The sequence below is a fragment of the Arsenicicoccus dermatophilus genome (assembly GCF_022568795.1).
Classification (GTDB): Bacteria; Actinomycetota; Actinomycetes; order Actinomycetales; family Dermatophilaceae; genus Arsenicicoccus; species Arsenicicoccus dermatophilus.
In genome coordinates this window covers 877,754-901,403 of record NZ_JAKZHU010000001.1, presented here as the reverse complement: position 1 = coordinate 901,403, position 23,650 = coordinate 877,754, and the positions used below count along the sequence as shown (strand labels likewise).

General features: G+C 72.9%; 22 protein-coding genes. 3 read left to right on the top strand and 19 right to left on the bottom strand.

What is annotated here, in order from left to right; all coding sequences use genetic code 11:
- Positions 1–49: 49 nt before the first annotated feature.
- The 9 genes from MM438_RS04275 to MM438_RS04235 form a co-directional block, all read right to left on the bottom strand.
- Complete coding sequence (locus tag MM438_RS04275) at positions 50–1,192, bottom strand: adenosine deaminase (protein WP_241451294.1); 1,143 nt, start codon at positions 1,190–1,192, stop codon at positions 50–52.
- Positions 1,189–1,554: a cupin domain-containing protein gene (locus MM438_RS04270; protein WP_241451293.1), complete on the bottom strand. Its 366-nt coding sequence runs from the start codon at positions 1,552–1,554 to the stop codon at positions 1,189–1,191. Before MM438_RS04270 ends, MM438_RS04275 begins: the two co-directional genes overlap by 4 nt.
- A 4-nt stretch (positions 1,555–1,558) precedes the next feature.
- On the bottom strand, positions 1,559–1,735 hold the full coding sequence (locus MM438_RS04265; RefSeq protein ID WP_241451291.1) for a hypothetical protein: 177 nt from the start codon (positions 1,733–1,735) through the stop codon (positions 1,559–1,561).
- Between the two features lie 187 nt (positions 1,736–1,922).
- Positions 1,923–2,201: a hypothetical protein gene (locus MM438_RS04260; RefSeq protein WP_241451290.1), complete on the bottom strand. Its 279-nt coding sequence runs from the start codon at positions 2,199–2,201 to the stop codon at positions 1,923–1,925.
- A gap of 285 nt (positions 2,202–2,486) precedes the next feature.
- Positions 2,487–2,666 carry a hypothetical protein gene (locus MM438_RS04255; protein ID WP_241451289.1) on the bottom strand — a complete coding sequence of 60 codons (180 nt, stop codon included), beginning with the start codon at positions 2,664–2,666 and terminating at the stop codon, positions 2,487–2,489.
- Positions 2,666–3,820: a MalY/PatB family protein gene (locus MM438_RS04250; protein ID WP_241451288.1), complete on the bottom strand. Its 1,155-nt coding sequence runs from the start codon at positions 3,818–3,820 to the stop codon at positions 2,666–2,668. The genes MM438_RS04255 and MM438_RS04250 overlap by 1 nt, the downstream gene beginning before the upstream one ends.
- A gap of 85 nt (positions 3,821–3,905) precedes the next feature.
- A complete protein-coding gene (locus tag MM438_RS04245) occupies positions 3,906–5,195 on the bottom strand; it encodes a thymidine phosphorylase (RefSeq protein ID WP_241451286.1) in 1,290 nt (429 codons plus the stop codon).
- Between the two features lie 92 nt (positions 5,196–5,287).
- The gene (locus tag MM438_RS04240) at positions 5,288–5,914 is read right to left on the bottom strand and encodes a hypothetical protein (RefSeq protein WP_241451285.1); all 627 of its coding nucleotides are present in this window, start codon (positions 5,912–5,914) and stop codon (positions 5,288–5,290) included.
- A 163-nt stretch (positions 5,915–6,077) separates the two neighbouring features.
- Complete coding sequence (locus MM438_RS04235) at positions 6,078–7,355, bottom strand: MFS transporter (RefSeq protein ID WP_241451284.1); 1,278 nt, start codon at positions 7,353–7,355, stop codon at positions 6,078–6,080.
- A gap of 60 nt (positions 7,356–7,415) precedes the next feature.
- On the opposite strand from MM438_RS04235, the gene MM438_RS04230 reads away from it, so the two are divergent.
- Complete coding sequence (locus MM438_RS04230) at positions 7,416–8,759, top strand: DUF4921 family protein (RefSeq protein ID WP_241451283.1); 1,344 nt, start codon at positions 7,416–7,418, stop codon at positions 8,757–8,759.
- Between the two features lie 166 nt (positions 8,760–8,925).
- Here the strand turns inward: MM438_RS04230 and MM438_RS04225 are convergent, their stop codons facing one another.
- Genes MM438_RS04225 through MM438_RS04200 form a run of 6 tightly spaced genes read right to left on the bottom strand, consistent with a single transcriptional unit; the run spans position 8,926 to position 15,053 of the window.
- Positions 8,926–9,699, bottom strand: coding sequence for a DUF2076 domain-containing protein (locus MM438_RS04225; RefSeq protein WP_241451282.1), 774 nt, complete (start codon positions 9,697–9,699; stop codon positions 8,926–8,928).
- 57 nt (positions 9,700–9,756) lie between these two features.
- Positions 9,757–10,614: a nucleoside phosphorylase gene (locus tag MM438_RS04220; RefSeq protein ID WP_241451281.1), complete on the bottom strand. Its 858-nt coding sequence runs from the start codon at positions 10,612–10,614 to the stop codon at positions 9,757–9,759.
- The gene (locus tag MM438_RS04215) at positions 10,611–11,018 is read right to left on the bottom strand and encodes a cytidine deaminase (protein WP_241453274.1); all 408 of its coding nucleotides are present in this window, start codon (positions 11,016–11,018) and stop codon (positions 10,611–10,613) included. The genes MM438_RS04220 and MM438_RS04215 overlap by 4 nt, the downstream gene beginning before the upstream one ends.
- Before the next feature lie 5 nt (positions 11,019–11,023).
- Positions 11,024–12,301 (bottom strand): ABC transporter permease, encoded by a 1,278-nt coding sequence (locus tag MM438_RS04210; protein WP_241451280.1) that lies wholly within the window; start codon positions 12,299–12,301, stop codon positions 11,024–11,026.
- Positions 12,298–13,470, bottom strand: coding sequence for an ABC transporter permease (locus MM438_RS04205; RefSeq protein ID WP_241451279.1), 1,173 nt, complete (start codon positions 13,468–13,470; stop codon positions 12,298–12,300). The genes MM438_RS04210 and MM438_RS04205 overlap by 4 nt, the downstream gene beginning before the upstream one ends.
- Positions 13,467–15,053: an ABC transporter ATP-binding protein gene (locus tag MM438_RS04200; protein ID WP_241451278.1), complete on the bottom strand. Its 1,587-nt coding sequence runs from the start codon at positions 15,051–15,053 to the stop codon at positions 13,467–13,469. The genes MM438_RS04205 and MM438_RS04200 overlap by 4 nt, the downstream gene beginning before the upstream one ends.
- A gap of 376 nt (positions 15,054–15,429) precedes the next feature.
- On the opposite strand from MM438_RS04200, the gene MM438_RS04195 reads away from it, so the two are divergent.
- Entirely contained in the window at positions 15,430–16,644 is a 1,215-nt protein-coding gene (locus MM438_RS04195) for an IS110 family RNA-guided transposase (protein WP_241451276.1), read from the top strand.
- A 132-nt stretch (positions 16,645–16,776) separates the two neighbouring features.
- Here the strand turns inward: MM438_RS04195 and MM438_RS04190 are convergent, their stop codons facing one another.
- The 4 genes from MM438_RS04190 to MM438_RS04175 all read right to left on the bottom strand — a co-directional run bounded on the left by MM438_RS04190 (position 16,777) and on the right by MM438_RS04175 (position 22,205).
- On the bottom strand, positions 16,777–17,844 hold the full coding sequence (locus tag MM438_RS04190; RefSeq protein WP_241451275.1) for a BMP family lipoprotein: 1,068 nt from the start codon (positions 17,842–17,844) through the stop codon (positions 16,777–16,779).
- Positions 17,845–17,944: 100 nt separating this feature from the next.
- Positions 17,945–19,198 (bottom strand): amidohydrolase, encoded by a 1,254-nt coding sequence (locus MM438_RS04185; RefSeq protein ID WP_241451273.1) that lies wholly within the window; start codon positions 19,196–19,198, stop codon positions 17,945–17,947.
- Between the two features lie 143 nt (positions 19,199–19,341).
- Complete coding sequence (locus MM438_RS04180; RefSeq protein WP_241451272.1) at positions 19,342–20,946, bottom strand: acyl-CoA mutase large subunit family protein; 1,605 nt, start codon at positions 20,944–20,946, stop codon at positions 19,342–19,344.
- A 131-nt stretch (positions 20,947–21,077) separates the two neighbouring features.
- Positions 21,078–22,205 carry a mannose-1-phosphate guanylyltransferase gene (locus MM438_RS04175; RefSeq protein WP_241451271.1) on the bottom strand — a complete coding sequence of 376 codons (1,128 nt, stop codon included), beginning with the start codon at positions 22,203–22,205 and terminating at the stop codon, positions 21,078–21,080.
- Positions 22,206–22,413: 208 nt separating this feature from the next.
- Between MM438_RS04175 and MM438_RS04170 the strand changes: the two genes are divergently transcribed.
- The gene (locus MM438_RS04170) at positions 22,414–23,589 is read left to right on the top strand and encodes a glycosyltransferase family 4 protein (RefSeq protein ID WP_241451270.1); all 1,176 of its coding nucleotides are present in this window, start codon (positions 22,414–22,416) and stop codon (positions 23,587–23,589) included.
- Positions 23,590–23,650 lie beyond the last annotated feature (61 nt).

Here is a 23,650-nt window from a genome sequence, read left to right as displayed (position 1 = left end):
TGCGAATCGTTTCGTCGACCCCGGCCCGACGAGGAGATATCACGGAAGGTCACTCCGCATATCCCGGCTTGATCACCTCGTCGATGAGGGCGAGGCGCTCGTCGAAGGGCAGGAAGGCCGACTTCATCGCGTTGATGGTGACCCACCGCAGATCGCTGGCACCCCAGCCCGACTCGCGCACCAGCAGGGTCATCTCCCGCCCCATCGAGGTGTCGCTCATCAGGCGGTTGTCGGTGTTGACCGTCACCCGGAACCGCAGGTCCTTGAGCAGGGTGATCGGGTGCAGCGCGATGCTCGGCGAGGCTCCGGTCTGGACATTGCTCGACGGGCACATCTCCAGCGGGACGCGCTTGTCCCGCACGTAGGCCGCGAGCCGTCCGAGGCGCACCTGGGCGGGGTCCGGCAGCCGACCGTGCTCGGCCACCCACGACGGCACCGGGGTGCCGTCCACCGTGAGGTCGTCGACGATCCGCACCCCGTGCCCGAGCCGGTCGGCCCCGCACCAGGTCAGCGCCTCCTGGATCGACGGCAGCCCGAAGGCCTCCCCCGCGTGGATGGTGAAGTGGGCGTTCTCCCGGGCGAGGTGCTGGAAGGCGTCCAGGTGCCGCGTCGGCGGGTGACCCGCCTCGGCCCCGGCGATGTCGAAGCCGCTGACCCCCTCGTCACGGAAACGCACCGCCAGCTCGGCGATCTCCCGCGACATCGCCGCGTGCCGCATGGCGGTCAGCAGCGCGGTGACGCGGATCGGGCGGCCGGCCTCGCGGGCGAGCCCCTCCCCCTCGCGCAGCCCGGCGTTGACCGCCTCGACCACCTGGGCAGGCGTCAGCCCGCGCTCCAGGTGCAGCTCGGGGGCGTAGCGCACCTCGGCATAGACCACGCCGTCGGCCGCGAGATCCAGGGCTTCCTCGCGGGCGACCCGGCGCAGCGCGTCCTGGGTCTGCATCACCGCGACGGTGTGCGCGAAGGTCTCCAGGTAGCGCTCCAGCGACCCGCTGTCCGCGCTCTCGCGGAACCACCGGCCGAGGTCACCCGGCGTCGCCGCGGGCAGGTCGGCATACCCGGTCTCCTGAGCCAGCTCGAGGACCGTGCTCGGACGCACCCCGCCGTCGAGGTGCTCGTGAAGGAGCACCTTGGGCACGCGGGCGACCAGCGGGTCGACGTCGTATGCCGGAAGGATCGTGGGGTCGCTCATGGCTGTGGCTCCTCGTCTCGGTGGGCGGTGTTCGGTGTGAAGGCGGGGGTGCAGATCGCGAGGTACTCCGCGCCCTGCGGGCCGCAGGAGTAGCGGATCCGCTCCCCGGCCCGGGTGACGACGCTCTGACCCGGGCCGACGTGCACGGTACCGCCGTCGTGCTCGACGAGGACCTCGCCCGCGAGCACCACGGTGACCTCGTCGAAGTCCGGCGTCTGGGCCGGCTCGCTCCACCCGGCGGGGGCGACCATGCGGGCGACGGAGACGCCCCGGTCACCCGTGGAGGCGGCACCGACGTGCTCGTCGACGACCTTGCCGCCGGGGACGGGGATGCGGACGGGGTCGGTGATCAGCTCCGGCATCCTCTCAACCTAGCCGGGTCGCCCGGCGCTCGGGGTGGGGGATGCCGTCCTCGGCGTCGGTGAGGAGGCGGCGCAGCGAGGGGAACAGCAGGGCCGCGATCGCGAGGGCCCGCGCGGTGGAGTCCACGTGGCCGAGCAGAGAGGCCGACACCGCCTCGACGGCGACGCCCCACAGGATCACCGGCCGCGACCCGACGAGGTCGATCAGGGTGCCGCCGAGGGGGCCAGCAGGAAGCTCAGGAAGCCCATCATCGCGAAGACCAGGCCCACGGTGGCCGACGGGATGTGCCGTGGGCGGGGCGAAGGGGGATGTCGCGCAGGCCGGGCCGCGCCGGTCGGCACGCCCTCAGATCCCTCCTGATCGCCGGTCAGCGCCTCCCGAGCTGGGTGCCGAAGACGAATCCGCTGAAGACACCGACGAAGTGACAGCCCGCCAGGACGACCCTGGTCAGATCCACGACCAGCACCAGCTCGGTGGGCAGGAACCGCCCCACGATGACGGGCGCGGCGAAGGCGACGGCGGCGAACGCCAGGGCCAGCACGACCCTGGCCCCCAGCCGGAGCCGAGGCGCGAGGACGCCCTTCATCAGGGTGACCGCGGTCGCGGTGGTCACGAAGGACAGGATCAGGATGGCGGCGCCGCCCACGGGTGAATCTCCTTGCGGTGCAGGTGTTTGCCCGGTGTGGGCACCGCACCTTACCGGCCGGTCGGCAGGGTCGACCTCGGTGCCCCCCGCCGGACGTGGCGGGCCGGGTCATGCCCTGTCGTCGCAGGATCTGGGACCGGGACGTCGCTCTTCTCGCTCGCTCGGACAACGCCCTGCGCAGCCGTCCACCGCGTCGCGGGCGACGCGGCGTCCTCGCAACCGGGCTGGGAGACGGCCTTCGTCGTGTCCGCCAGGACCGTTGCGGCCGCTGTCGGCGAGGGTGGGTCACCCGCGGCGGGCCTGGTTGCGGTTGTGCAGCCAGACGTACACCCCGGTCAGGACGAACGCGATGGTGGGCAGCGCCCAGTCGGACGGCTTCACCACGCTCAGCAGGATCAACGGCCCGAGGACCATCAGCACGATGACGATCGCGAGCACCTTGCCCGCCCACCGGTTGCCCTCCATCAGCGGTCCTCCCCCGCCACCGCGGCCAGTCGGCGCAGGCCCTCGTCGATGATCGCGGGCCCGGTGCCCACGTTGAAGCGCACGTGGTCGTGCCAGCGCGCGCCGAACTCCGCGCCGATCCCGACCGCGAGCCGGGCGTCGGTGAGCAACCGTCCTGCCGGGTCGTCGCCGAGCCCGAGACCGGAGACGTCCACCCAGGTCAGGAAGGTCGCGCGGGCGGGAGCGACGACCCGGGCGCCGGCGGGCAGACCGCGGCGCAGCTGCTCGTGGTGGGCGGCGAGGTCGGTGACCAGGTCGTCCAGCCAGGCGTCGCCGCCGCGATAGGCCGCCTCGGCGGCGAGATAGCCGAGCTGCCCTGCGTGGTAGGGCAGCTCGTAGGGCAGACCGCCCGCCAGGCGCCCCCGCACGGTGGCGCTGTCGGTGACGATGAGGGCGGCCTTGAGGCCGGCGATGTTCCACGCCTTGGAGGCGGCGTGCATCGCGACGCCGTGCTCGCGGGCAGCGTCCGAGACGGCGAGGTAGGGCGTGAACGTCGTCCCCGGCAGGGTCAGCGGGGCGTGGATCTCGTCGCTGATGACACAGGCGTCGTGGCGGGCGACCAGCTCGGCGAGGGCGGCCAGCTCGGCGCGCGGGTGGACCAGGCCGACGGGGTTGTGCGGGTGGCACAGCAGCACCGCGCGGGCGCCGGCGCGCAGCTCGCGCTCGATGCCGTCCAGGTCGATGGCGTGGCCCGCGTCGCCCAGCAGCAGCGGCACCTCGACGGTGCGCATGCCGGTCTCTGCGCCGTAGTGGAAGAACGGCGGGTAGACCGGCGGCATGATCACCACCGTGTCGCCCTCGTCGAGCAGCGCCGTCATCGCGGCCATGATCCCGACCGACACGTCGGCGCACAGCGTCGCCTGGGACTCGTCCACCCGCCAGCCCCAGCGGCGCTCGGCGAAGCCCGCGAAGGCCTCCTGCAGCCCCCGGCCGAAGCTCGGGTAGCCGGTGTCTCCGCGCGAGATCGCCTCGTGCAGCGCGTCGGCCACGACCGGCGCCAGGGCGCAGTCCATCTCGGCGACGGTCATCGGCAGCACGTCGGGCTCGTAGAGCGACCACTTGGCGCTGGTGCGCTCCCGCAGCTGGTCGAGGGCGGGCCACCGGACGAGGCTCATGCGGATCTCCTTGCGTGCGTATGCCGAGAAGGATCTGGTCGGACCGGTCGGTGCGGTGCCGGTGCGTGCTCAGCCGGCCAGGGGCTCACCCGCGGGCGATGCGGTCCAGCACCACCTCGTGCCGCTCAGGCTGCCCCTCGCCGATCGCCCACGCATCCTCGAGGGCGGCGACGGCGCGGTCGACGCGCTCCGGGGTGTCGGTGTGCAGGGTGAGCAGGGGCTGCCCCGCGGCCACGAGATCGCCGGGGCGGGCGTGGATCTCGACACCGGCGGCGGCCTGCACCGGGTCCTGCTGGCGGGCCCGTCCGGCCCCGAGCCGCCAGGCCGCCAGGCCCACGGCATACGCGTCGAGACGCTGCAGGACACCGCTCTCGGCGGCGGTGACCACGTGCTGCTCCCGGCTCGTGGGCAGGGGCGCGTCGGGGTCCCCGCCCTGCGCGGCGATCATCGCCCGCCACACGTCCATGGCGCGGCCGTCGGCGAGCGCCTGGGCGGGGTCCTCGTCGGGTCGGCCTGCGGCGGTGAGCATCTCGCGGGCGAGCGCCACGGTGAGGTCGACGACGTCCTGGGGTCCGCCGCCGGCGAGCACCTCGACGGACTCGCGGACCTCGAGGGCGTTGCCCGCGGTCAGGCCCAGCGGGGTGCTCATGTCGGTGAGGAGGGCGACGGTGGTGACGCCGGCGTCGGTGCCGAGATCGACCATGGTGCGGGCGAGCTCGCGGGCGTCGTCGAGCGACTTCATGAACGCGCCGGAGCCGACCTTGACGTCCAGGACGAGCGCGCCGGTGCCCTCGGCGATCTTCTTGGACATGATCGAGCTGGCGATGAGCGGGATCGCCTCGACGGTGCCGGTGACGTCGCGCAGGGCATAGAGCTTCTTGTCGGCCGGGGCCAGCCCGGAGCCTGCCGCGCAGACGACGGCGCCGACGTCCTCGAGCTGGCGCATCATCTCGTCGTTGGTCAGCGCCGCCCGCCACCCGGGGATGGACTCGAGCTTGTCGAGGGTGCCGCCGGTGTGGCCGAGGCCGCGGCCGGACAGCTGGGGAACGGCGACGCCGCACGCCGCGACGAGGGGCGCGAGCGGCAGGGTGATCTTGTCGCCGACCCCACCGGTCGAGTGCTTGTCGGCCGTGGGCCGGCTCAGCGAGGAGAAGTCCATGCGCTGCCCGGTCGCGATCATCGCCGCGGTCCAGCGGGCGATCTCGCGCCGCTCCATGCCGTTGAGCAGGATCGCCATCGCCAGGGCCGACATCTGCTCGTCGGCCACGACCCCGCGGGTGTAGGCATCGACCACCCAGTCGATCTGGCCGTCGCTGAGGGCCTGGTGATCACGCTTGGCCCGGATGATCTCGACGACGTCGTGCTGCTCGCTCATGGGAGGACACTACCGGCGGTCCGGGTCGGTCCTACGCTCGGTGCACCCCGCGCGGGGCTGCCCAGGCCCCGCCGGGCGAGGGTCCGCCGGGCTCAGGCCCCGGGCTCGGGCAGGGTCGCCGGAGCCGGGTGGAGGGGGCGGTGACGAGCCGGCAGCGCCCACGCGACACCCACCGCCGTGAGCGCGATCCCGCTCAGCAGCGCCACGATCAGCCCCCACCCGGGCGACATGCTCAGGCCCTCCTGGTGGGTCGTGGCGATCTTGTGCAGCGCCGGGATGGTCGACCCCGCGCAGCCCGCTCCGAGCACCGCGAGCGTCCAGGGCGCCCAGCTCATCCCGATGCCGCCTCGGCGCCGGTGCAGGTGGGCCGTCGCCGCCGCGAGCAGACCCAGCGCCAGCGTGTAGACGCCGTCCCCCTGGGTTCCGGCGACCGTCAGCTGACTGACCATGACCGTCCCGATGAGCCAGGGGCCGAAGGACCCCAGCACCGCCAGGGCGGAGGCCCCGAGGGCATAACCCGCCCACTCGCGGTCCGTCACCGGGGCCACCTCCCGCTCCAGGAGCGGGGTGTCGGCACCCACCGGCGCGGTGGGGATGGTCTCCGTCGGTCCGGCCGGGGCGGACTCGCGGGCGACCGTGAGGTCCGGCGCCGCGGCGGTGATCCCGGGGCGGGACGGCAGCGGTGGGGCTGCGGACAGGTGGACGGTGCGGTCGGTCATCGGGCCCTCCCCGGTCGGGACGGCGGCGTCGGCACCGCCGTGGGCCCATGGTCCTCCCGCATGCCCCGAGAGATGGACGGATCGTCACCACCAGCGGCTCATCCTCACCCGAGTGGCGCAGAGCCAGCGGTCACCGACCCACGAACGGGTGACGTCCGGGCAGTCAGTTCGCCGCCGGAACCTCGGCTCGATAGCGCACGAAGGACGGCACGACCGCCGCGCACACCAGCACCCCGACGACCACCAGGACGCCGCCCGCGACGACCGTCCACGGCGCCCCGAGCCACCCGGCGGCATACCCGTGCAGCACGTCCGCGACCCGCGGGCCGCCCGCCACCACCACGATGAAGACGCCCTGCAGGCGGCCCCGCACCTCCGGCGTCGCCGCCGTCTGCAGCATCGCCTGCCGGAAGGACGACGACGCCATGTCGGCCGCGCCGCCGATCGCCAGCCCCGCCGCGCACAGCCACAGCCAGGGCTGCATCCGGCCGTCCGCGGGCACGACGGCCAGCCCGGTCGCCACCACCCCCAGGCCCCACACGACGATGCACGCCACGACGGCGAGCCCGTGCCGCGACACCCGGGACACCCACCCGGAGAAGACGCCGCCCAGGAGCGCCCCCACCGGCAGCGCGGCGAAGAGCACCGCGAACGCCAGGCCGCCGCCGATCTCGCCGCCCAGGTCGACGTGGGCGATCTCCGGGATCAGGGCCCGCGGCATCCCGAAGACCATCGCCACCAGGTCCACCACGAAGGACATGAGCAGCACCGGGTGGCCCCCGAGGTAGGTGAATCCGTCGATGACCGAGCGCAGCCCGGGCGAGGAGTCGGGGTGGGCCTCCCCCGGGATCCGCGGCAGCCGCCGCACGGCATACACCGTCGCCAGCAGGCAGACCGCGTCGATGAGGTAGAGCCAGGAGAAACCGAGGACCGGGATCAGCGCGCCCGCGACGAGCGGCCCGGCGATCGCTCCGGCCATGAACAGCGTCATGTTGAGCGCGTTGGCGGCGGGCAGCAGCTCCGTGGGCAGGATCGCGGGGAGCAGGGCCACGCGGGCGGGCTGGTTCATCGCGAAGAAGGCCTGCTGGATCGCGAAGAGGCCGAGCAGCACCCAGACGTTCGTGGACCCGAGCGCCGCCTGCGCCCAGAACGCGATCAGCGTCGCGATGATGCCGAGGGTGGTGAAGGTCAGCAGCCGACGCTTCTCCAGGTGGTCGGCGAGCGACCCGCCCCACAGACCGAACACGACGAGCGGGACGAGCCCGAACAGGCCGGTGAGGCCGACATACTCCGACCGACCGGTGTCGCGGTAGATCTGCGCCGGGACCGACACGATGGTGAGCTGGGCGCCGACGACGGTGACGCAGTTGGCGAGGAAGAGCCGGCGGTAGTGCCCGTGCTGCAGGGGGCGGGTGTCGGCGACGATCGAGCGCAGGTCCACCGAGCCAGACTAGGTGCACCCAGGCGCCGGCCAGGGGCTTCGTCCAGGCAGGATGGCCGTATGACGATCCCGAGGCTGCCGGACCCTGCCTATCTCACGCGCCTGGCCGACGGCACCGTCAAGCAGCTGAACCCCTTCACGGGGACCCAGGTGTGGACGGTGCCCGGTCGCGGCAACCGCCCGGTGGGCTCGCCGGTCGCCGACCCGGTGCCCGTGACGGCGGAGGCCGCGCGGCGGCTGTGCGCCTTCTGCGAGGACCGGCAGCTCGAGACGCCGCCCGAGAAGTCCCGGCTGGTGCGGGGATCCGCGGGCCCGCAGATCCTGCGCGGGGTCCTGCCGGGCGATCTCGGGCGGACCACCGCGCAGTTCCGGCGGGTGCCCAACCTCTTCGAGATCCTGTCCTACGACTACTGGCACCTGGGCTATGGCTACGAGCTGCCGAGGGTGGCGCGGGAGCACCGGGATGCCTATCTCGCCGACCCCGACGGGCGCGCCCACGTCCTCGCCGTCGCCCGGGCCAAGGCGCTCGCCTCCGGGACGTCGCCCGCGGACCGGGCCGCGCTGGACGAGGACTCGCAGCTCGCGGGGACCACGGGCTTCTTCGGCGGCGGGCACGACGTGATCGTCGGACGACGCCACCTCGTCGACGGCGCCACCGACACCGGGCAGCTCGCGTCCTCGGGCACGCTGACCGTGGTGGAGCACCGGGACTACCTCGCGCTGACGCTGGACGCGCTACGAGACCTGTACGACACCAACAGGTTCGCGCGCTACGTCGCGGTCTTCCAGAACTGGCTGCGCCCCGCCGGTGCGTCCTTCGACCACCTGCACAAGCAGCTCGTGGCCATCGACGAGCGCGGCGTGCAGACCGAGCAGGAGATCGCCCGGCTGCGCGCCAACCTCAACCTCTTCAACGAGGCCGGGCCGGACTACGCCGCCCAGCACGGGCTCGTCCTCGCCGACACCGAGCACGCTGTCGCCTACGCGGGATTCGGCCACCGCTATCCCACCGTCGAGATCGTCTCCCGGTCCGCGACCAGCGAGCCCTGGCGGCAGTCCGAGCAGGAGCAGACGGCCATGGCGGACCTGATCCATGCCGTGCACGCCGCCACCGGACCCGACATCCCCTGCAACGAGGAGTGGCACCACCGCCCCGTCGACGTCGACGTCCCGATGCCCTGGCGGGTGCTCGTGAAGTGGCGGGTGTCGACGCTGGCGGGCTTCGAGGGTGGCACCAAGATCAACGTCAACACCATCTCCCCCTGGGCGCTGCGCGACCGCCTCCTGCCCCGGCTGCACGAGCTGCGCGCCGCGGGCGCGATCGGCGCCGACCTGCGCCTCGGCGAGGAGTGCGACGTGCGGCCCTGCCTGCTGCGCTACAACCCCCTCCTGCGCCTGCCGTGAGCCACCGTGTGCCGCGCCTCGCACCAGGGGCAGGTGTCGAGGAGCACCCGGATGCGTCCCCACCGCCGGGGCACGTGGCGGAGATCGGCTCGGGGGACGCCGCGGCACCGAGGGCGGAGGCGGCGCCTGAGCACCGCCTCCGCCCTCCCGTCGTGAGGGACGTCGGTCAGAAGCTGTCTCCGCCGAGGTCGCCCCCGCCGATGTCCCCGCCGATGTCCCCGAAGCCGTCGCCCCCGAGACCGCCGTCGAAGCCGCCGACGTCGGAGAACCCGCCGTCCGCGAAGGACTGGTCCCCGCCGAAGCCGTCGCCGCTGGTCTCGACCTGGTCGCCGAAGCCGTCGCCGTCACCACCGAACCCGCCGTCCGCGAAACCCTGGCCGCCGTCGGTGTCGTGGTCCCAGGCGTCGAAGCCGTCCATCATCTCGTGGGCGATGGCCGTGCCGATGACGCTGCCGGCGATGGAGCCGAGCATGGAGCCCATGATCATGCCGCCCATGCCGATGCCGCCGCCCGTCCCCATCCCGTAACCGCCGCCCGTCCCCCCACGGCCGAGGCCGCCGAAGGTGCGCTCCATGAAGCCGGGCTGGCGGTACTCCGCGCGCGTGGCCGCCCGGGCCAGCGACTGCGGGTCGTCGGCGGTGACGCGCTCGCCGCCGTCGGCGAGGCCCTGGAGCACCTGCCGGCGCTGCTCGGGCGTGAGCTTGGCGAAGGCCTCGGCGTGCGCCTGCTCGACGGCCTCCGGCGGGGCGGTCCGCAGCAGGTAGCGGTAGCGCGCGATGGCCTGTCGGTCCTGCTCGCTCTGGCCCGGCTGCCCCGGCGCCCCCTGCTGCGGAAACCCCTGCTGGGGATAGCCCGCCGGGGCCTGCCCATAGGTCGGCTGCTGCGGCTGGTAGCCCCGCGGCTGGCTCTGGCGGCCGAAGAGGCGGTCGAGGAAACCCATGGCTCACTCCTGCATGTGGGGGACGGTTGCCTCTCGGCATACCCCCAGGAGAGCCCCTCAGTCCTCGCGGCCGGCCTCGGCGAGCCGGCGGGCGGCGTCCATCGCGATCCAGAACACCTGCTCGTGGGCGTCCTCGGCGCTCACCCACCCGCGGTGGTCCCAGTCCTCGCCCGCGAGCGAGTCGGCGCTGAACAGGATCTGGCCGAGCTCGACCCCGCGGAAGGCCGCGACAGCGAGCAGCGCGGAGGCCTCCATCTCCACGACGGCGCACCCGGCGGCGATGCGGCGGGCGACGGTGGACCGGGTCTCGCGATAGATCCCGTCGGTGGTCCAGGTGCGTCCGGCCTGGTGCGGCGCCCCGGCCGCGTCCAGGGCGGCGATGCACGCCCGTATGCCGGACGGCGGTGCCGCCACCACGCCCGCCGTCACGCCGTAGTGCGCGCTGGTCCCCTCGTCCCGCAGCGCCGAGGTCACGACGAAGGGGTGCCCCATCACCAGGTCGGGCACGAGGACGCCCGCCGACCCGACCGCGACGAACCGGGTGATCCCGCGCGCGATGGCCTCCTCGAGGAACATCGACGCCCGCGGCGCCCCGATCTCGGGGAACAGGAAGGCGATCCGTCGCCCGCCGACCTCGCGGACGTAGCACGGCTGCTCACCGATGAGCCCGGAGAAGGTGAACGCCACCGTGCTGCCCTCGCGGGCCCCGATCGACCGGACGGTGTCGGGGAAGAAGCACAGGACGGCGGCGTCGGGCACCTCGTCGTCCGGCAGCCGGCGATAGATCTGGGCGGGCTCGAGGACGCCGGGCTCACCGACGTCGCTCGTCAGGTGGAGGGCATCCGTGGGCGGCGGCTCGTCGACGAGGTGGAGGGCGTCGGGCAGGTGCGGCTCCTGCGGCGGCAGCCCGCTCATCGGCGCCCCACCCGGTCCAGGTCGCCCGCCCCGAAGGCCTGCGGCAGCACCTCGCGCAACGGCGCGATCCCCTGCGGCGTCTCCAGCACGCAGTCCGGTCCGCCGTGCTCCCACAGCAGCTGGCGGCAGCGCCCGCACGGCATCAGGGCCGCCCCGTCGGCGTCGACGCACGCCACGGCCACGAGCCGTCCGCCGCCGCTCGCGTGCAGCGCCGACACGAGACCGCACTCGGCGCACAGCCCCACGCCGTAGGACGCGTTCTCCACGTTGCACCCGACGACCACCCGGCCGTCGTCGACCAGCCCGGCCACGCCCACAGGGAACCGCGAGTACGGCGCGTAGGCCCGCCGCATCGCCTCGGTCGCGGCGGCCCGCAGACCCGGCCAGTCGACCTGGGCCGGCATACCGCTCATCCGACCTCACCCTTGCGGTAGACGAGCCCGTCGGCCTGCGGCATCCGCAGGGTCTGGCTCGCCAGGGCGAGCACGAGCAGCGTCGCGAGGTATGGCGCGGATCCGGCCAGCTCGCCCGGGATGGCGTCGGTCGTCAGGTAGACACCGCAGGCCAGGGCGCCGAGCGCGAGGGTGACCACGCCGCCGACGACGCGCCGCTTCACGAGCTGCCACCCGCCCCAGGCGAGCAGGAGCACGCCGATCACGAGCAGCAGCGCGTGGATCGCGCCGCCGCGCAGCTGCACGGCGTCGAAGTAGCCGAACAGCAGCGATCCGGCCGCGAGAGACCCGGGCCGCCAGTTGCCGAAGATCATGGCGGCCAGACCGATGTAGCCGCGCCCGCCGGTCTGACCGTCGCGGAACATGTTGGCCGCCACCAGCGCCAGGTAGCCGCCGCCGAGCCCGGCGAACCCGCCGGAGATCAGCACGGCGATGACCTTGTAGCGGTACACGTCGACGCCGAGCGACTCGGCGGACCAGGGGTTCTCGCCGCACGAGCGCAGCCGCAGCCCGAAGGTCGTGCGCCACAGCACCCACCAGGACAGGGCCACGAGCAGCGCCGCCAGGATCGTCAGGACGGACAGGTGGGTGACGAAGGCCGCGAGCACGCCGGCGAGGTCGGAGACGAAGAACAGGTGCTTGCCCTCGAGCGAGGTCAGGGCGGTGGACAGGCCCGGCACCGTCACGTCGGGCAGCTCGGGCAGCGGCGGCGACTGGGTGGCGCCGCCGCCGTCGGTGCCGGTGAAGACCCGGGCGGCGAGATACTTCGCGCCGCCCGCGCCGATGAGGTTGACCGCGACGCCGGAGACGATGTGGTCCACGCCGAAGACCACGGTGGCGAGGGCGTGGACGGCCCCGCCGACCATGCCGAGCAGGATGGCGCCGAGGATCCCGGCCCAGGGGCCCCAGTGCCAGGCGAAGAACGCCGCGCCCCAGGTGCCGAGGATCATCATCCCCTCGAGGCCGATGTTGACCACGCCCGCGCGCTCGGCCCACAGGCCGCCCAGGCCCGCCATGCCGATGGGCACGGCCAGGCCCAGGGCCGCCGCGAGGGCGCCGGAGGACGCCAGGTCGTTCTCGCCGGTGACGACTCGCATCACCGAGACGAGCAGGATGCCGAGCAGGATCAGGCCGAGGTAGTGCCCGACCCCCAGGCGGCGACGGGGTCGGGGGGCCAGCGGGCCCCGGGCGCCGCGGCCGTCGGCGTCGGCGGGGGCGGTCACGGCGGTGCTCATGCGCTGGCTCCTGACGTGGTGGTGGCCGAGGTGGCTCCGGCGGGGGCGTCCGGGGCGGTGCCGGACGACGAGCCGGAGGGGGTGCCGGCGTCGCCCAGGTCGCGGGCGACCGTGGACTGCTCGAGGCGGGCGGTGAGCCGGCGGACCAGCTCGTAGGCGATGACCACGGCGAGCACGATCACGCCCTGGACGATGTTGACCAGCTCGGGCGAGACGCCCGCCTTGATCTGCAGGCCGTTGCCCTGCTGGTCGAGGTAGGCCCACAGCAGGGCGGCGACGGCCATGCCGACCGGGTGGTTGCGGCCCAGCAGGGCGATGCCGATCCCCGCGAAGCCGATCCCCGCCTGGAAGTTCGTGCCGTACGCGTGGTCCTGCCCGAAGAGCAGCGGCAGACCGATCAGACCGGCGACCGCACCGGACAGCAGCAGCGTGCGCACGATCATCCGCCGGGCGTCGACACCGCTGGCGATCGCCGCGGTCTCGGACAGGCCGGACGCGCGCAGGTCGAAGCCGAAGCGCGTGCGCCCCAGCACGATCCAGTAGGCCAGCCCGACCAGCAGCGCGAGCACGAGCAGGCCGTAGACCTTGGTCGAGCTGCCGGGCACGAGCGCCAGCCCGGGCACCCAGGAGTCCTGCGGCAGCGGCTTGGTGTTGGCGACGTTGGAGCCCGCATCCGCGGAGGAGTCCCGGGTCCGGGTGAGCAGGAAGGCCACCAGGCTCGTCGCGACGGCGTTGAGCATGATCGTCGAGATCACCTCGGAGACACCGCGCTTCACCTTGAGGTAGGCCCCGACGGAGGCCCAGGCCGCCCCGACGGCCATGGCCACCAGGGTGGTCGCGGCGACGTTGGCCCACCCGGGCAGGAAGCCCTGGGCACCGAACACCGCGGCGGCGAAGACCGCCACGCGGTACTGCCCCTCGACGCCGATGTTGAACAGGTTCATCCGGAAGCCGACGGCCAGCGCGACGGCGGCGAGGTAGTAGACGATCGCGCCGTTGAGGATCTTGGCGATCAGCCGCGGGCTCGGCTGCCGCAGCAGCTCGGTCCACACGGCTCCGACGGGGTCGCCCGCGACGGCCAGCACGAGCGAGGTCACCAGGAAGGCCACGAGCAGGGCCAGGATCGGCGCCGCCAGGGCCAGGGCCAGGGAGCGGGGCGAGAGCTTCATCGGTCGTTCTCCTGCTCGTCCAGGGATGAGCCGGCAGCCCCGGCGCCAGGGGCTTCGGTCCGGCGCGCGTCGTCGCCACCGACGGCACCGCCCACGTCCTCGATGACGCCGCCCTGCATGGCCGCACCGAGCTGCTGGGAGGTCAGCGTCGTGGGCAGCGGCTCGGTGAGCCGGCCGTCGGCGATGACCCGGATGGTGTCGGACAGGCCGCGCAGCTCGTCCAGGTCGGCGGTGATCAGCAGCACGGCCAGCCCGGCGCGGCGCGCCCGTTTGATGTGCTCCCAGATCGCGGCCTGGGCACCCACGTCGACGCCCCGCGTCGGGTGGGCGGCGACGAGCACCCGCGGCTCGTGCGCCATCTCGCGGCCGATGATGAGCTTCTGCTGGTTGCCTCCGGACAGCGCCCCCGCGGTGACGTGGATCGAGGGCGTGCGGACGTCATACTCCTGCACGATCGTCTCGGTCGACGCCTTGGCACCACGGGCGTCGACGAAGGGGCCCGCGGTGTTGGGCGCCTGCGTCTGGTGGCCCAGCACGCGGTTCTCCCACAGCGGCGCGTCGAGCAGCAGACCGTGGCGGTGCCGATCGGCCGGGACGTAGCCCACCCCGGCCTCGCGGATCCGCCGGGTGGGCCAGTCGGTGATGTCCTCCCCACCGAGGTAGGCCCGCCCGCTCGTCGGCTCGCGCATCCCCATGATCACCTCGACCAGCTCGTCCTGGCCGTTGCCCTCGATCCCGGCGATGCCGAGGACCTCTCCGGCGTGGACGGTGAGCGTGACGTCGTCGAGGGCGTCCCGGGCACCGGGCCGGGCGAGCCGCACGTGCTCCAGCCGCAGCACGACCCGGTCGGTGACGGTGGACTCCTCGGTCTGCGGGCTGGGCAGCTCACGGCCCACCATGAGCTCGCCGAGCTCGTCCTTGGTGACGGTGCGGGGGTCGGCGCTGCCGACCGTGGTGCCGCGGCGGATGACGGTGATCGCGTCGGCCACCTCGCGGATCTCGTCGAGCTTGTGCGAGATGAAGATGATGGTCAGTCCCTCGGCGGTGAGGGCCCGCAGGTTGTCGAAGAGCTCGCTCACCTCCTGCGGCACCAGGACGGCGGTGGGCTCGTCGAGGATCAGCACCCGCGCCCCGCGGTAGAGCACCTTGAGGATCTCGATCCGCTGCTGGGCGCCCACCCCGAGGTCGCCGACGCGGGCGTCCGGGTCGATGCCCAGGCCGTACTCCCGCGAGATGCGCCGGATCTCCTCCTTGGCCCGCCCGCCGATGCCGTGGAGCTTCTCGGCACCGAGGACGACGTTCTCGGTCACCGTGAGGTTGTCGGCCAGCTTGAAGTGCTGGAAGACCATCCCGACCCCGGCGGCGATCGCGTCGCTCGGGCTGTGGAAGGTCACCTCGCGCCCGTCGACGGCGATCGTGCCCTCGTCGGGTCGCTGCACGCCGTACAGGATCTTCATCAGCGTGGACTTGCCGGCGCCGTTCTCCCCCACCAGCGCGTGGATCGAGCCCTGGGCGACCGTGAAGGTGATGTCCTTGTTGGCCACCACCCCCGGGAACCTCTTGGTGATGCCGCGGACGGCCACCGCCGGCGGCGCCTCCGGGTGAGCGGTGCTGGCTGACGTCGAGATGGTCCACGCTCCTTGCTCGGCCGGCGCCTGGGCACGGCGGTCCTTCCGGGCCAGCCTACCGGCCGTCCGGCAGGGCGTACGGGCCGCCGCACCCACGGTACCTTGCTGGTGGCCCCGCGGTGCGGGGTCACGGTCGCCGGGCCCGGCATGACTTACCACCCCTGTCTCTTCCATGATCCGGGGGGGGTGTTGTCACCGGGCCTGGTGGCGTCGGTCTGACCGCTGATAGGGACACGGCCCAAGATGAGGTCTCTTCGTAACGTGGGTGCCGGCAGCTGACGCTTCACCACAGCCTGGCGACCGGTCCTGCGATGCAAGGATGGTCACCGTCATGAGCGAGGACATCGGCTACGACATCTGGTGCGGGCTGGACGTTGGCAAGCAAGACCACCACGCCTGCGCCCTGGACTGCGCGGGCAACAAGGTCTTCGACAAGGCCCTACCCCAGGACCAGGCACGGCTGGAAGAACTCTTCACGACCTTGACCGCCCGGGGTCGGGTCCTGGTGATCGTTGACCAGCCCAACACCATCGGCGCCCTGCCGATCGCAGTGGCCCGCTCGATGGGGATCGCGGTCGCGTACCTGCCTGGGCTGGCGATGCGCCGCATCGCCGACCTGCACCCGGGCAACGCCAAGACCGACGCCCGCGATGCGTTCATCATCGCCGACGCTGCCCGCACCATGCCCCACACCCTGCGCCGCGTGGACGTCGGCGAAGAGGCCCTGGCCGAGCTGAAGGTCCTGGTCGGCTTCGACGACGACCTCGCCGCCGAAGCCACCCGCCTCAGCAACCGGATCCGTGGCCTGCTCACCCAGTTCCACCCCGCCCTCGAACGAGTCCTCGGACCCAAGATCGCCACCAAGGCCGGCCTGGCCGTCCTGGAACACCTCGGCGGCCCGCAAGGCATCACCCGCGCCGGGCGCGCACGCCTGGCACGCGTCATCACCAAGGCCAACCCCCGTGGCGCGGGCGAGCTCACCGACGCGATCATGGCGGCCCTGTCCGAGCAGACCGTGGTCGTGGCCGGCACCACCGCCGGTGAGCAGGTCCTGCCACACCTGGCCGCGACGCTGCGCACAACCCTGGCCCAACGAGCCGATCTGGCCACCCAGGTCGAGAAAGTCCTCGATGCCCACCCTCTTGCCGAGGTCCTGACCTCGATGCCCGGCGTCGGAGTCAGGACAGCAGCCCGGATCCTGCTCGACGTCGGTGACAGCTCGGCCTTCCCCACCGCCGGACACCTCGCCGCGTACGCCGGCCTGGCCCCCGTCACGCGACGCTCCGGCACCAGCATCCGCAGGGAGCACCCCTCCAGGTCAGGCAACAAGCACCTCAAGAGAGCCTTGTTCCTATCCGCGTTTGCGGCCCTGCGCTTCGACCCCGTCAGCCGCGCCTACTACGACCGCAAACGCGCCCAAGGCAAGAAGCACAACGCCGCACTCATCTGCCTCGCCCGACGACGCTGCGACGTCCTGCACGCCATGCTCCGCAACCACGAGACCTACCGCGCCCCAGCGCCCGCACCCACGCCCCTCACCGCTTGACGAAGAACATAGGGACACCCCCCGCAGACCGGACCTGGTCGTCCCCCACGAGGGGGACGACCAGGTCCGGTCGCCGGTATGCCGCCCGCTGCGCGGGTGGGGCAGCGCTCAGCCGTCGCGGCCGCGCCCCGGTCACTTGCTGGGGACGACGATCTTGCCGGAGATGATGTCGGCCTTGGCCTTGTCGAGCTCGGCCTTCAGCGCGTCGATCTTGCCGCCGGTGGTGGCCAGCTCGACACCGTTGGACTTCAGGTCGAAGACCGCCTCGCCGGAGCGCAGCTTGCCGTCCTGGACCTGCTTGGCGAACTCGAGGACGCCCACGTCGACGCGCTTGACGACCGACGTGACGATGCTGTTGCGGACGTCGGGCTGCGCAGTCTTGGCCTGGTCGGAGTCGACGCCGATGGCCATGGCGTTCTTGGCCCGGACGGCGGTGAAGACGCCGGAGCCGGAGCCGCCCGAGGCGTGGTAGATCACGTCGGCGCCGGCGGAGAGCATGCCCTCGGCGGCGGTCTTGCCGGCGGCCGGGTCGGCGAAGCCCTTGAAGTCCGGCGGCTGGGAGAGGTACTTCACCTGCGACTTGATGGCCGGGTTGGTGGCCTTGGCGCCGGCGAGGTACCCCGCCTCGAACTTCTTGATCAGGTCGGTCTGGACGCCGCCCACGAAGCCGATGTTGCCGGTCTTGGACAGCTTGGCCGCGACCACGCCGGCGAGGTAGGAGCCCTCCTGCTCGGAGAACACGATGTTCTGGATGTTGGGGCCCTTGGCATCGGTGGAGTCCACGAGCGCGAACTTCGCCTCGGGGTTCTCGGCAGCGACCTTCTTGACGGCCGGGGCATACGCGTAGCCGACCGCGACGATGTTGGTGTAGCCGGCCTCGATGAGCTGCTGGAGGCGCTCCTCACGGGCGGACTCGGGCTCCCCGGCGGTGGCCGTGGACTCCTTGGTCTGGGCGCCCAGGTCGGCCTTGGCCTTGTCCAGCCCCAGGGCGGCGGAGTCGTTGAAGGACTGGTCTCCACGGCCGCCCACGTCGTAGGCCATGCCGATCTTGGGCGAACCACCGTTGCTGGGGGCCGAGGAGGAGCCGTTGACGGCGGCTCCGGTGGACGTGGTGCTGCTGGTGTCGGAGGGGCTGCCGCAGGCAGCGAGGGCGACAGACGCGACCGCCACGGCGGACGCGACCTTGACGGTGCGAATCAAGGGGACTCCTCGGATAGGACGGGACGGCGCCAACACTAGACCTGCCGGTAGGTCTTGACTGCGGTGCGTGACCCTTCTGAGCACAACCGACGACGAACCGTTATGAGGGCACGTCAGCGCCCTGGAGTGCGGACAGGACGGTGCCGGCGAGCAGCCGGACGCCGACCCCGATGGCGCGCTCGTCGACCACGAGGTCGGGGCGGTGCAGGTCGTACGTCGGCCCTCCGGGGGTCCGGGTGCCGAGCCGGACCAGGGCGCCGGGCACGTCCCGCAGCATCCAGGAGAAGTCCTCGCCACCCAGCGACTGCGGGGTCGGCGCGACCGCCTGGGCCCCCAGCATCGCCGTCGCCCCCGCCACGAGGTGGCTCACCGCCTCGGGGTCGTTGACCACCGGCGGGACGCCCTGGGTGTGCTCGATCTGCACCCCCACGCCGTACGGCGAGACGAGCTGCCCCACGACCTCCTCGCACAGGGGCCCGATGGTGTCCCACACCTGCGCGTCGAGCATCCGCAGGGTCCCGCTCGCCGACCCCGACGCCGGGATCACGTTGGCCGCTTCGCCCGCGTTGACCGCTCCCCACACCAGGGCCAGGCCGGCGCGGGGATCCACCCGGCGGGACAGGACCGAGGGCAGCTCGGTCACCACGGTGGCGAGGGCGAAGGTCAGGTCCTCGGTCAGGTGCGGGCGGGAGGTGTGGCCGCCGCGACCGGTCAGGCGCACGGTCAGGATGTCGGTGGCCGCGGTGACGGCACCGGTGCGGATGCCCACCTGCCCCACGTCCAGGGTGGGATCGCAGTGCAGGGCGAAGACCTGGTCCACGTCCCGCAGGTGACCGGCCGCCACCATCCGGTGGGCACCGCCGGGCATGACCTCCTCGGCGGGCTGGAAGAGCAGCCGCACGGCCAGCCGCTGCGACCGCAGCCGCTCGTGGTGGGGCGCGAGCGCCAGGGCGAGCCCGACGAGGCAGGTCGTGTGCACGTCGTGCCCGCAGGCGTGGCAGGCGCCCGGCGTCGTGGAGGCATACGGTAGGCCGGTGGTCTCGGTGAGCGGCAGGGCGTCGATGTCGGCGCGGACCGCGATCCGACGACGCGGGTGGGCGGCCCCCAGGTCGACGACCAGACCCGTGGGGTGCATCGGGGTGATCCGCAGGCCCGCCTGCTTGAGCCGCCGGGCGACCTTGGCGGTGGTGCGCAGCTCCTCGAAGCCCAGCTCGGGCTCGCGGTGGATGGCCCGGCGCAGCTCGACCAGCTCGCCGTCGAGGGACACCGCTGCCGCCTCGACCGCGGCGCGGACGGCGGCCTGCGTCGCGCCCTGGATCGCGCTCTCGTCGGTCAGGTCATGCACGGCACCCATGACCGGCAAGGCTACCGCTCGCCCCGCCGGCCACCGTGGCCAGGCCGGACGCAGCGGCCCGTCCGGCCGAGCCGGGACAGCCGGACGGCGGGTGGTCGACCCCGGGGGTCGGCCACCCGCCGTCAGCGGGGAATCGGGTCCGATCAGAAGGCGTCGCGCGGGACGTACATGCCCCAGACGTCGCGCAGCGCGTTGGAGACCTCGCCACCGGTGGCGTTGGCCTCCAGGGCCTCCTTCATCGGCAGCAGGAGGTTGGTGTCGGTGCCCTCGGCGGCCTTGCGCAGGGCGTCGAGCTTCTCCTCGACCTTGCCGTTGTCGCGGTTCTTGCGCAGCTCGGCGAGGCGCTCGCACTGGTCGGCCTCGATCTGCGGGTCCACGCGCAGCGGGTCGTAGTGCTCCTCCTGGTCGATCTGGAACTTGTTGAGCCCCACGACGATCCGCTCGCCCGAGTCGGTCTTGAGCTGGGTGGCGTAGGCCGAGCGCTCGATCTCGGACTTCTGGAAGCCCTGCTCGATCGCGGTGACCGCGCCGCCGAGCTCGTCGACCTTCTTGAGGAGCTCCCAGGCGGCCTCCTCGATCTCGTTGGTCAGCGACTCCACGACGTACGACCCGGCGAAGGGGTCGACCGTCTTGCACACGTCGGTCTCGAAGGCGATGACCTGCTGGGTGCGCAGCGCGAGGCGGGCGGCCTTCTGCGTCGGCAGGGCGATGGCCTCGTCGAAGGAGTTGGTGTGCAGCGACTGGGTGCCACCGAGGACGGCGGCCAGACCCTGCAGGGACACCCGGATGAGGTTGACCTCGGGCTGCTGGGCGGTGAGCTGCACGCCGGCGGTCTGGGTGTGGAAGCGCAGCATCTGCGACTTCGGGTTCTTGGCGCCGAACTCGTCACGCATGATGCGCGCCCAGATGCGACGGGCCGCCCGGAACTTCGCGACCTCCTCGATCAGGGTGGTGCGGGCGACGAAGAAGAAGGACAGGCGCGGCGCGAAGGCGTCGACGTCCAGGCCCGCGTCCATGGCGGCCTTGACGTAGGCCTTGGCGTTGGCCAGCGTGAAGGCGATCTCCTGCACGGGGGTGGCCCCGGCCTCGGCCATGTGGTAGCCGGAGATGGAGATCGTGTTCCAGCGGGGGATCTCCTTGTTGCAGTAGCCGAAGATGTCGGAGATCAGGCGCAGCGACTGGGCCGGCGGGTAGATGTACGTGCCGCGGGCGATGTACTCCTTGAGCACGTCGTTCTGGATGGTGCCGGTGAGCTGGTTGGCGGCGACGCCCTGCTCGGCGGCGACGAGCTGGTACATCAGCAGCAGGGTCGACGCGGGGGCGTTGATCGTCATCGACGTCGACACCTTGTCCAGCGGAAGGCCGTTGAACAGCACCCGCATGTCGTCGAGGGAGTCGACGGCCACACCGACCTTGCCGACCTCGCCGCTGGCGAGCGGGGCGTCCGAGTCGTAACCCATCTGGGTCGGCAGGTCGAAGGCGACCGACAGGCCACCGGTGCCGGCCTTGACCAGCTCGTGGTAACGCTCGTTGGACTCCTTGGCGGTGCCGAAGCCGGCGTACTGCCGCATGGTCCAGGGGCGACCGGTGTACATCGTGGGGTAGACCCCACGGGTGAAGGGATAGGACCCAGGCGTGCCGAGCTTCTCCTCGGGGTCGAAACCCTCGAGCGACGACGCGTCGTAGACCGCCTCCAGGGGCAGGTCGGACTCGGTGCGGGCGGTGGGCTTGTCGGTGCTGTCAGCCATGGTCCAAACCCTATCGTCGGCACCGCCCGGGGTCACGACCACCCCCGGCTATCGGCCCTGCCGTACGGCGACGCGCCGGGCGACGCGCCGCCCCGCCGAGCGGTTGCCCGGCGGGGCGCCCGCGTCCCCCGTCAGGTCAGCTCGGGATAGCCTCGCTCCTTCACCAGCTCCACGATCGACTTCACGTCCTGCGCCTGGGTGCGGGTCGTGACCATGAGGACGTCGGGGGTGTCCACCACCACCACGTCCTCGAGCCCGAGCAGCACGACCTGCCGCCCGGAGCGGTTGACGACCACGCCCGAGGCGTTGCGGATGTGCACCTGCTCCGCGGACCCCAGCACGGCGACGTTCTGCCGGTCGGGGGTCTCCCCGGCCGCCGGGAGCAGCCCGGCCAGCGAGTCGAAGTCACCCACGTCGTCCCACCCGAAGTCCCCGGGGATCACGGCCACGCGCCCGGCCGCGGCGGCCGGCTCGGCGACGGCGTGGTCGATCGCGATCTTCTCCAGGTCCTTCCAGGTCTGGTTGAGGGACCAGGGGTTGGCGGCGATGGCGCGCAGGCCGGCAGCGAGCTCGGGGTGGTACTCCGCCAGGACGTCGAGCAGCACCCGGGCCTTGACGACGAACATCCCGGCGTTCCAGCGGTAGGTGCCCAGCGAGAGGTAGGCCGCAGCCGTCCCCGCGTCGGGCTTCTCGACGAACTCGCTCACCACCTGGGACCGCGGCGCCCCGGTCACCTGCAGGGGTTCGCCGGCGCAGACGTACCCGAAGCCCGTGGCGGGGAAGGTCGGCTCGATGCCGATGGTCACCAGGTAGTCGTGCTGCGCCACGGCGACGGCCTCGCGCACGCACCGGTGGAAGGCGTCGACCTCGGTGATGACGTGGTCCGCGGCGAAGGAGCCGATGACGGCCTCGGGGTCGCGCAGCTCCAGCACCGCCGCGGCCAGCCCGATCGCGGCCATGGAGTCGCGCGGGCCGGGCTCGACGAGGACGTCGCCCGCCGCCACCTCGGGCAGCTGGGCGTGGACCGCCGCCTCGTGCTTGGCCCCGGTGACCACGAGCACCCGACCGTCGCACAGGGGAGCCAGCCGGTCGTACGTCGCCTGCAGCATCGACCGGCCGCCGCCGGTCAGGTCGTGCAGGAACTTGGGTCGCCCGGACCTGGACAGGGGCCACAGGCGGGTGCCGGCTCCACCGGCCGGGATCACGCAGTAGAACGAGGACGTCGCGGCGGGGCTCGCGGAGGCGGTGTCGGGGGCCATGGCGCCACCGTAGCGGGAGATGCCGGGACGCGGCAGGGAATCGGGAACCACCGCCCAGGACGGGACGATCCGGACATGTGCCGCGCACACCGTTGCTCGCGGCCCGCCGCCCGGGCGGCGGGGCAGGTCACCCGCCGGTCACCTCGGCGCCATACGACACACCCCCGACCGTCGCCCCGGCGTGGCCCGGGTGACCGACGCTGGGCCCGTGCGGATCGCGATCGTCACGGAGTCCTTCCTCCCCTCGCTCAACGGGGTGACCACGAGCGTGTGCCGGGTGCTGGACCGACTGCGCGAGACCGGGCACGACGCCGTCGTCATCGCTCCCTCGCCCGCGCCCGAGACCTATGCCGGCTTCCCGGTGCGGGCCGTGACCAGCATCCCGGTGCGGCAGTTCCAGGTGGGCCTGCCGACGGGCGAGATCGAGGCGATCCTGCGCGGCTTCCACCCCGACGTGGTGCACGTGGCGAGCCCCTTCGTGCTGGGGGCGCGCGGCCTGACCGCCGCCGACCGCCTGGGCATCCCCTGCGTCGCGATCTACCAGACCGACATGGCGTCCTACCTCGAGCAGCACGGCAACGTCGCCGGCGCCGCCACGGGACGGGCCGCCGCCAAGGCCGCCTGGCGCTGGATCCGGCGCATCCACTCCCTGGCCGACCTCACCCTCGCCCCCAGCTCCGCGGCCCTGCGCGACATCGAGGACCACGGCGTGCCCCGCACCGGGCTGTGGGGCCGCGGGGTGGACACCGCGCTGTTCCGCCCCGAGTGGCGCGACGACGCCGTCTCCCGCTCGCTGCGGCGGTCGCTGGCACCCGACGGCCAGGTCATTCTGGGGTATGTCGGCCGGCTGGCGCCGGAGAAGGAGGTGGACCGCCTCGTCGCGTGCGCCCAGATCCCGGGCACCCGCATCGTGGTCGTCGGCGACGGCCCGTCGCGCCCCGTCCTCGACGAGACCCTCTCCGAGGCCGTGGCCTGCTCGCCCGGGCGCCCCAACCTGCCGCCGGTCTTCCTGGGGCGCCGCGCGGGAGACGACCTGGCCCGGGCCTACGCGGCGTTCGACGTCTTCGTCCACACGGGCACGCGCGAGACCTTCGGGCAGACCCTGCAGGAGGCCGCGGCGACCCGCCTGCCGGTGGTCGCCCCCGCCATGGGTGGCCCCCTGGACCTGGTCGACCACGGTCGCACGGGCCTGCTCTTCGACCCGGGCTCGGCCACCGACCTGGCCGACTGCGTGCGCCGGCTCGTCGGCTCCGAGCAGGAGCGCGACGCGATGGGAGCGGCCGCCCTCGCCCGGGTGTCGCAGCGCTCCTGGGCCGCACTGGTGGACCAGCTCGTGGGGCACTACGCCACCGCGATCGCGCGTCGCCGCAGCCACGCCGCCTGAGGGCCGTCGACCCCGAGGAGGTGCACAGGGTGGCGACGCGCCGCTAGGGTGCCGCCGGGGG

Excerpts from the sequence above, each read along its gene's own strand:
- MM438_RS04275 (WP_241451294.1), bottom strand. The coding sequence starts at position 1,192 with ATGAGCGACCCCACGATCCTTCCGGCATACGACGTCGACCCGCTGGTC.
- MM438_RS04270 (WP_241451293.1), bottom strand. The coding sequence starts at position 1,554 with ATGCCGGAGCTGATCACCGACCCCGTCCGCATCCCCGTCCCCGGCGGC.
- MM438_RS04255 (WP_241451289.1), bottom strand. The coding sequence starts at position 2,666 with ATGGAGGGCAACCGGTGGGCGGGCAAGGTGCTCGCGATCGTCATCGTG.
- MM438_RS04250 (WP_241451288.1), bottom strand. The coding sequence starts at position 3,820 with ATGAGCCTCGTCCGGTGGCCCGCCCTCGACCAGCTGCGGGAGCGCACC.
- MM438_RS04245 (WP_241451286.1), bottom strand. The coding sequence starts at position 5,195 with ATGAGCGAGCAGCACGACGTCGTCGAGATCATCCGGGCCAAGCGTGAT.
- MM438_RS04240 (WP_241451285.1), bottom strand. The coding sequence starts at position 5,914 with ATGACCGACCGCACCGTCCACCTGTCCGCAGCCCCACCGCTGCCGTCC.
- MM438_RS04230 (WP_241451283.1), top strand. The coding sequence starts at position 7,416 with ATGACGATCCCGAGGCTGCCGGACCCTGCCTATCTCACGCGCCTGGCC.
- MM438_RS04225 (WP_241451282.1), bottom strand. The coding sequence starts at position 9,699 with ATGGGTTTCCTCGACCGCCTCTTCGGCCGCCAGAGCCAGCCGCGGGGC.
- MM438_RS04220 (WP_241451281.1), bottom strand. The coding sequence starts at position 10,614 with ATGAGCGGGCTGCCGCCGCAGGAGCCGCACCTGCCCGACGCCCTCCAC.
- MM438_RS04215 (WP_241453274.1), bottom strand. The coding sequence starts at position 11,018 with ATGCCGGCCCAGGTCGACTGGCCGGGTCTGCGGGCCGCCGCGACCGAG.
- MM438_RS04210 (WP_241451280.1), bottom strand. The coding sequence starts at position 12,301 with ATGAGCACCGCCGTGACCGCCCCCGCCGACGCCGACGGCCGCGGCGCC.
- MM438_RS04205 (WP_241451279.1), bottom strand. The coding sequence starts at position 13,470 with ATGAAGCTCTCGCCCCGCTCCCTGGCCCTGGCCCTGGCGGCGCCGATC.
- MM438_RS04195 (WP_241451276.1), top strand. The coding sequence starts at position 15,430 with ATGAGCGAGGACATCGGCTACGACATCTGGTGCGGGCTGGACGTTGGC.
- MM438_RS04185 (WP_241451273.1), bottom strand. The coding sequence starts at position 19,198 with ATGGGTGCCGTGCATGACCTGACCGACGAGAGCGCGATCCAGGGCGCG.
- MM438_RS04180 (WP_241451272.1), bottom strand. The coding sequence starts at position 20,946 with ATGGCTGACAGCACCGACAAGCCCACCGCCCGCACCGAGTCCGACCTG.
- MM438_RS04175 (WP_241451271.1), bottom strand. The coding sequence starts at position 22,205 with ATGGCCCCCGACACCGCCTCCGCGAGCCCCGCCGCGACGTCCTCGTTC.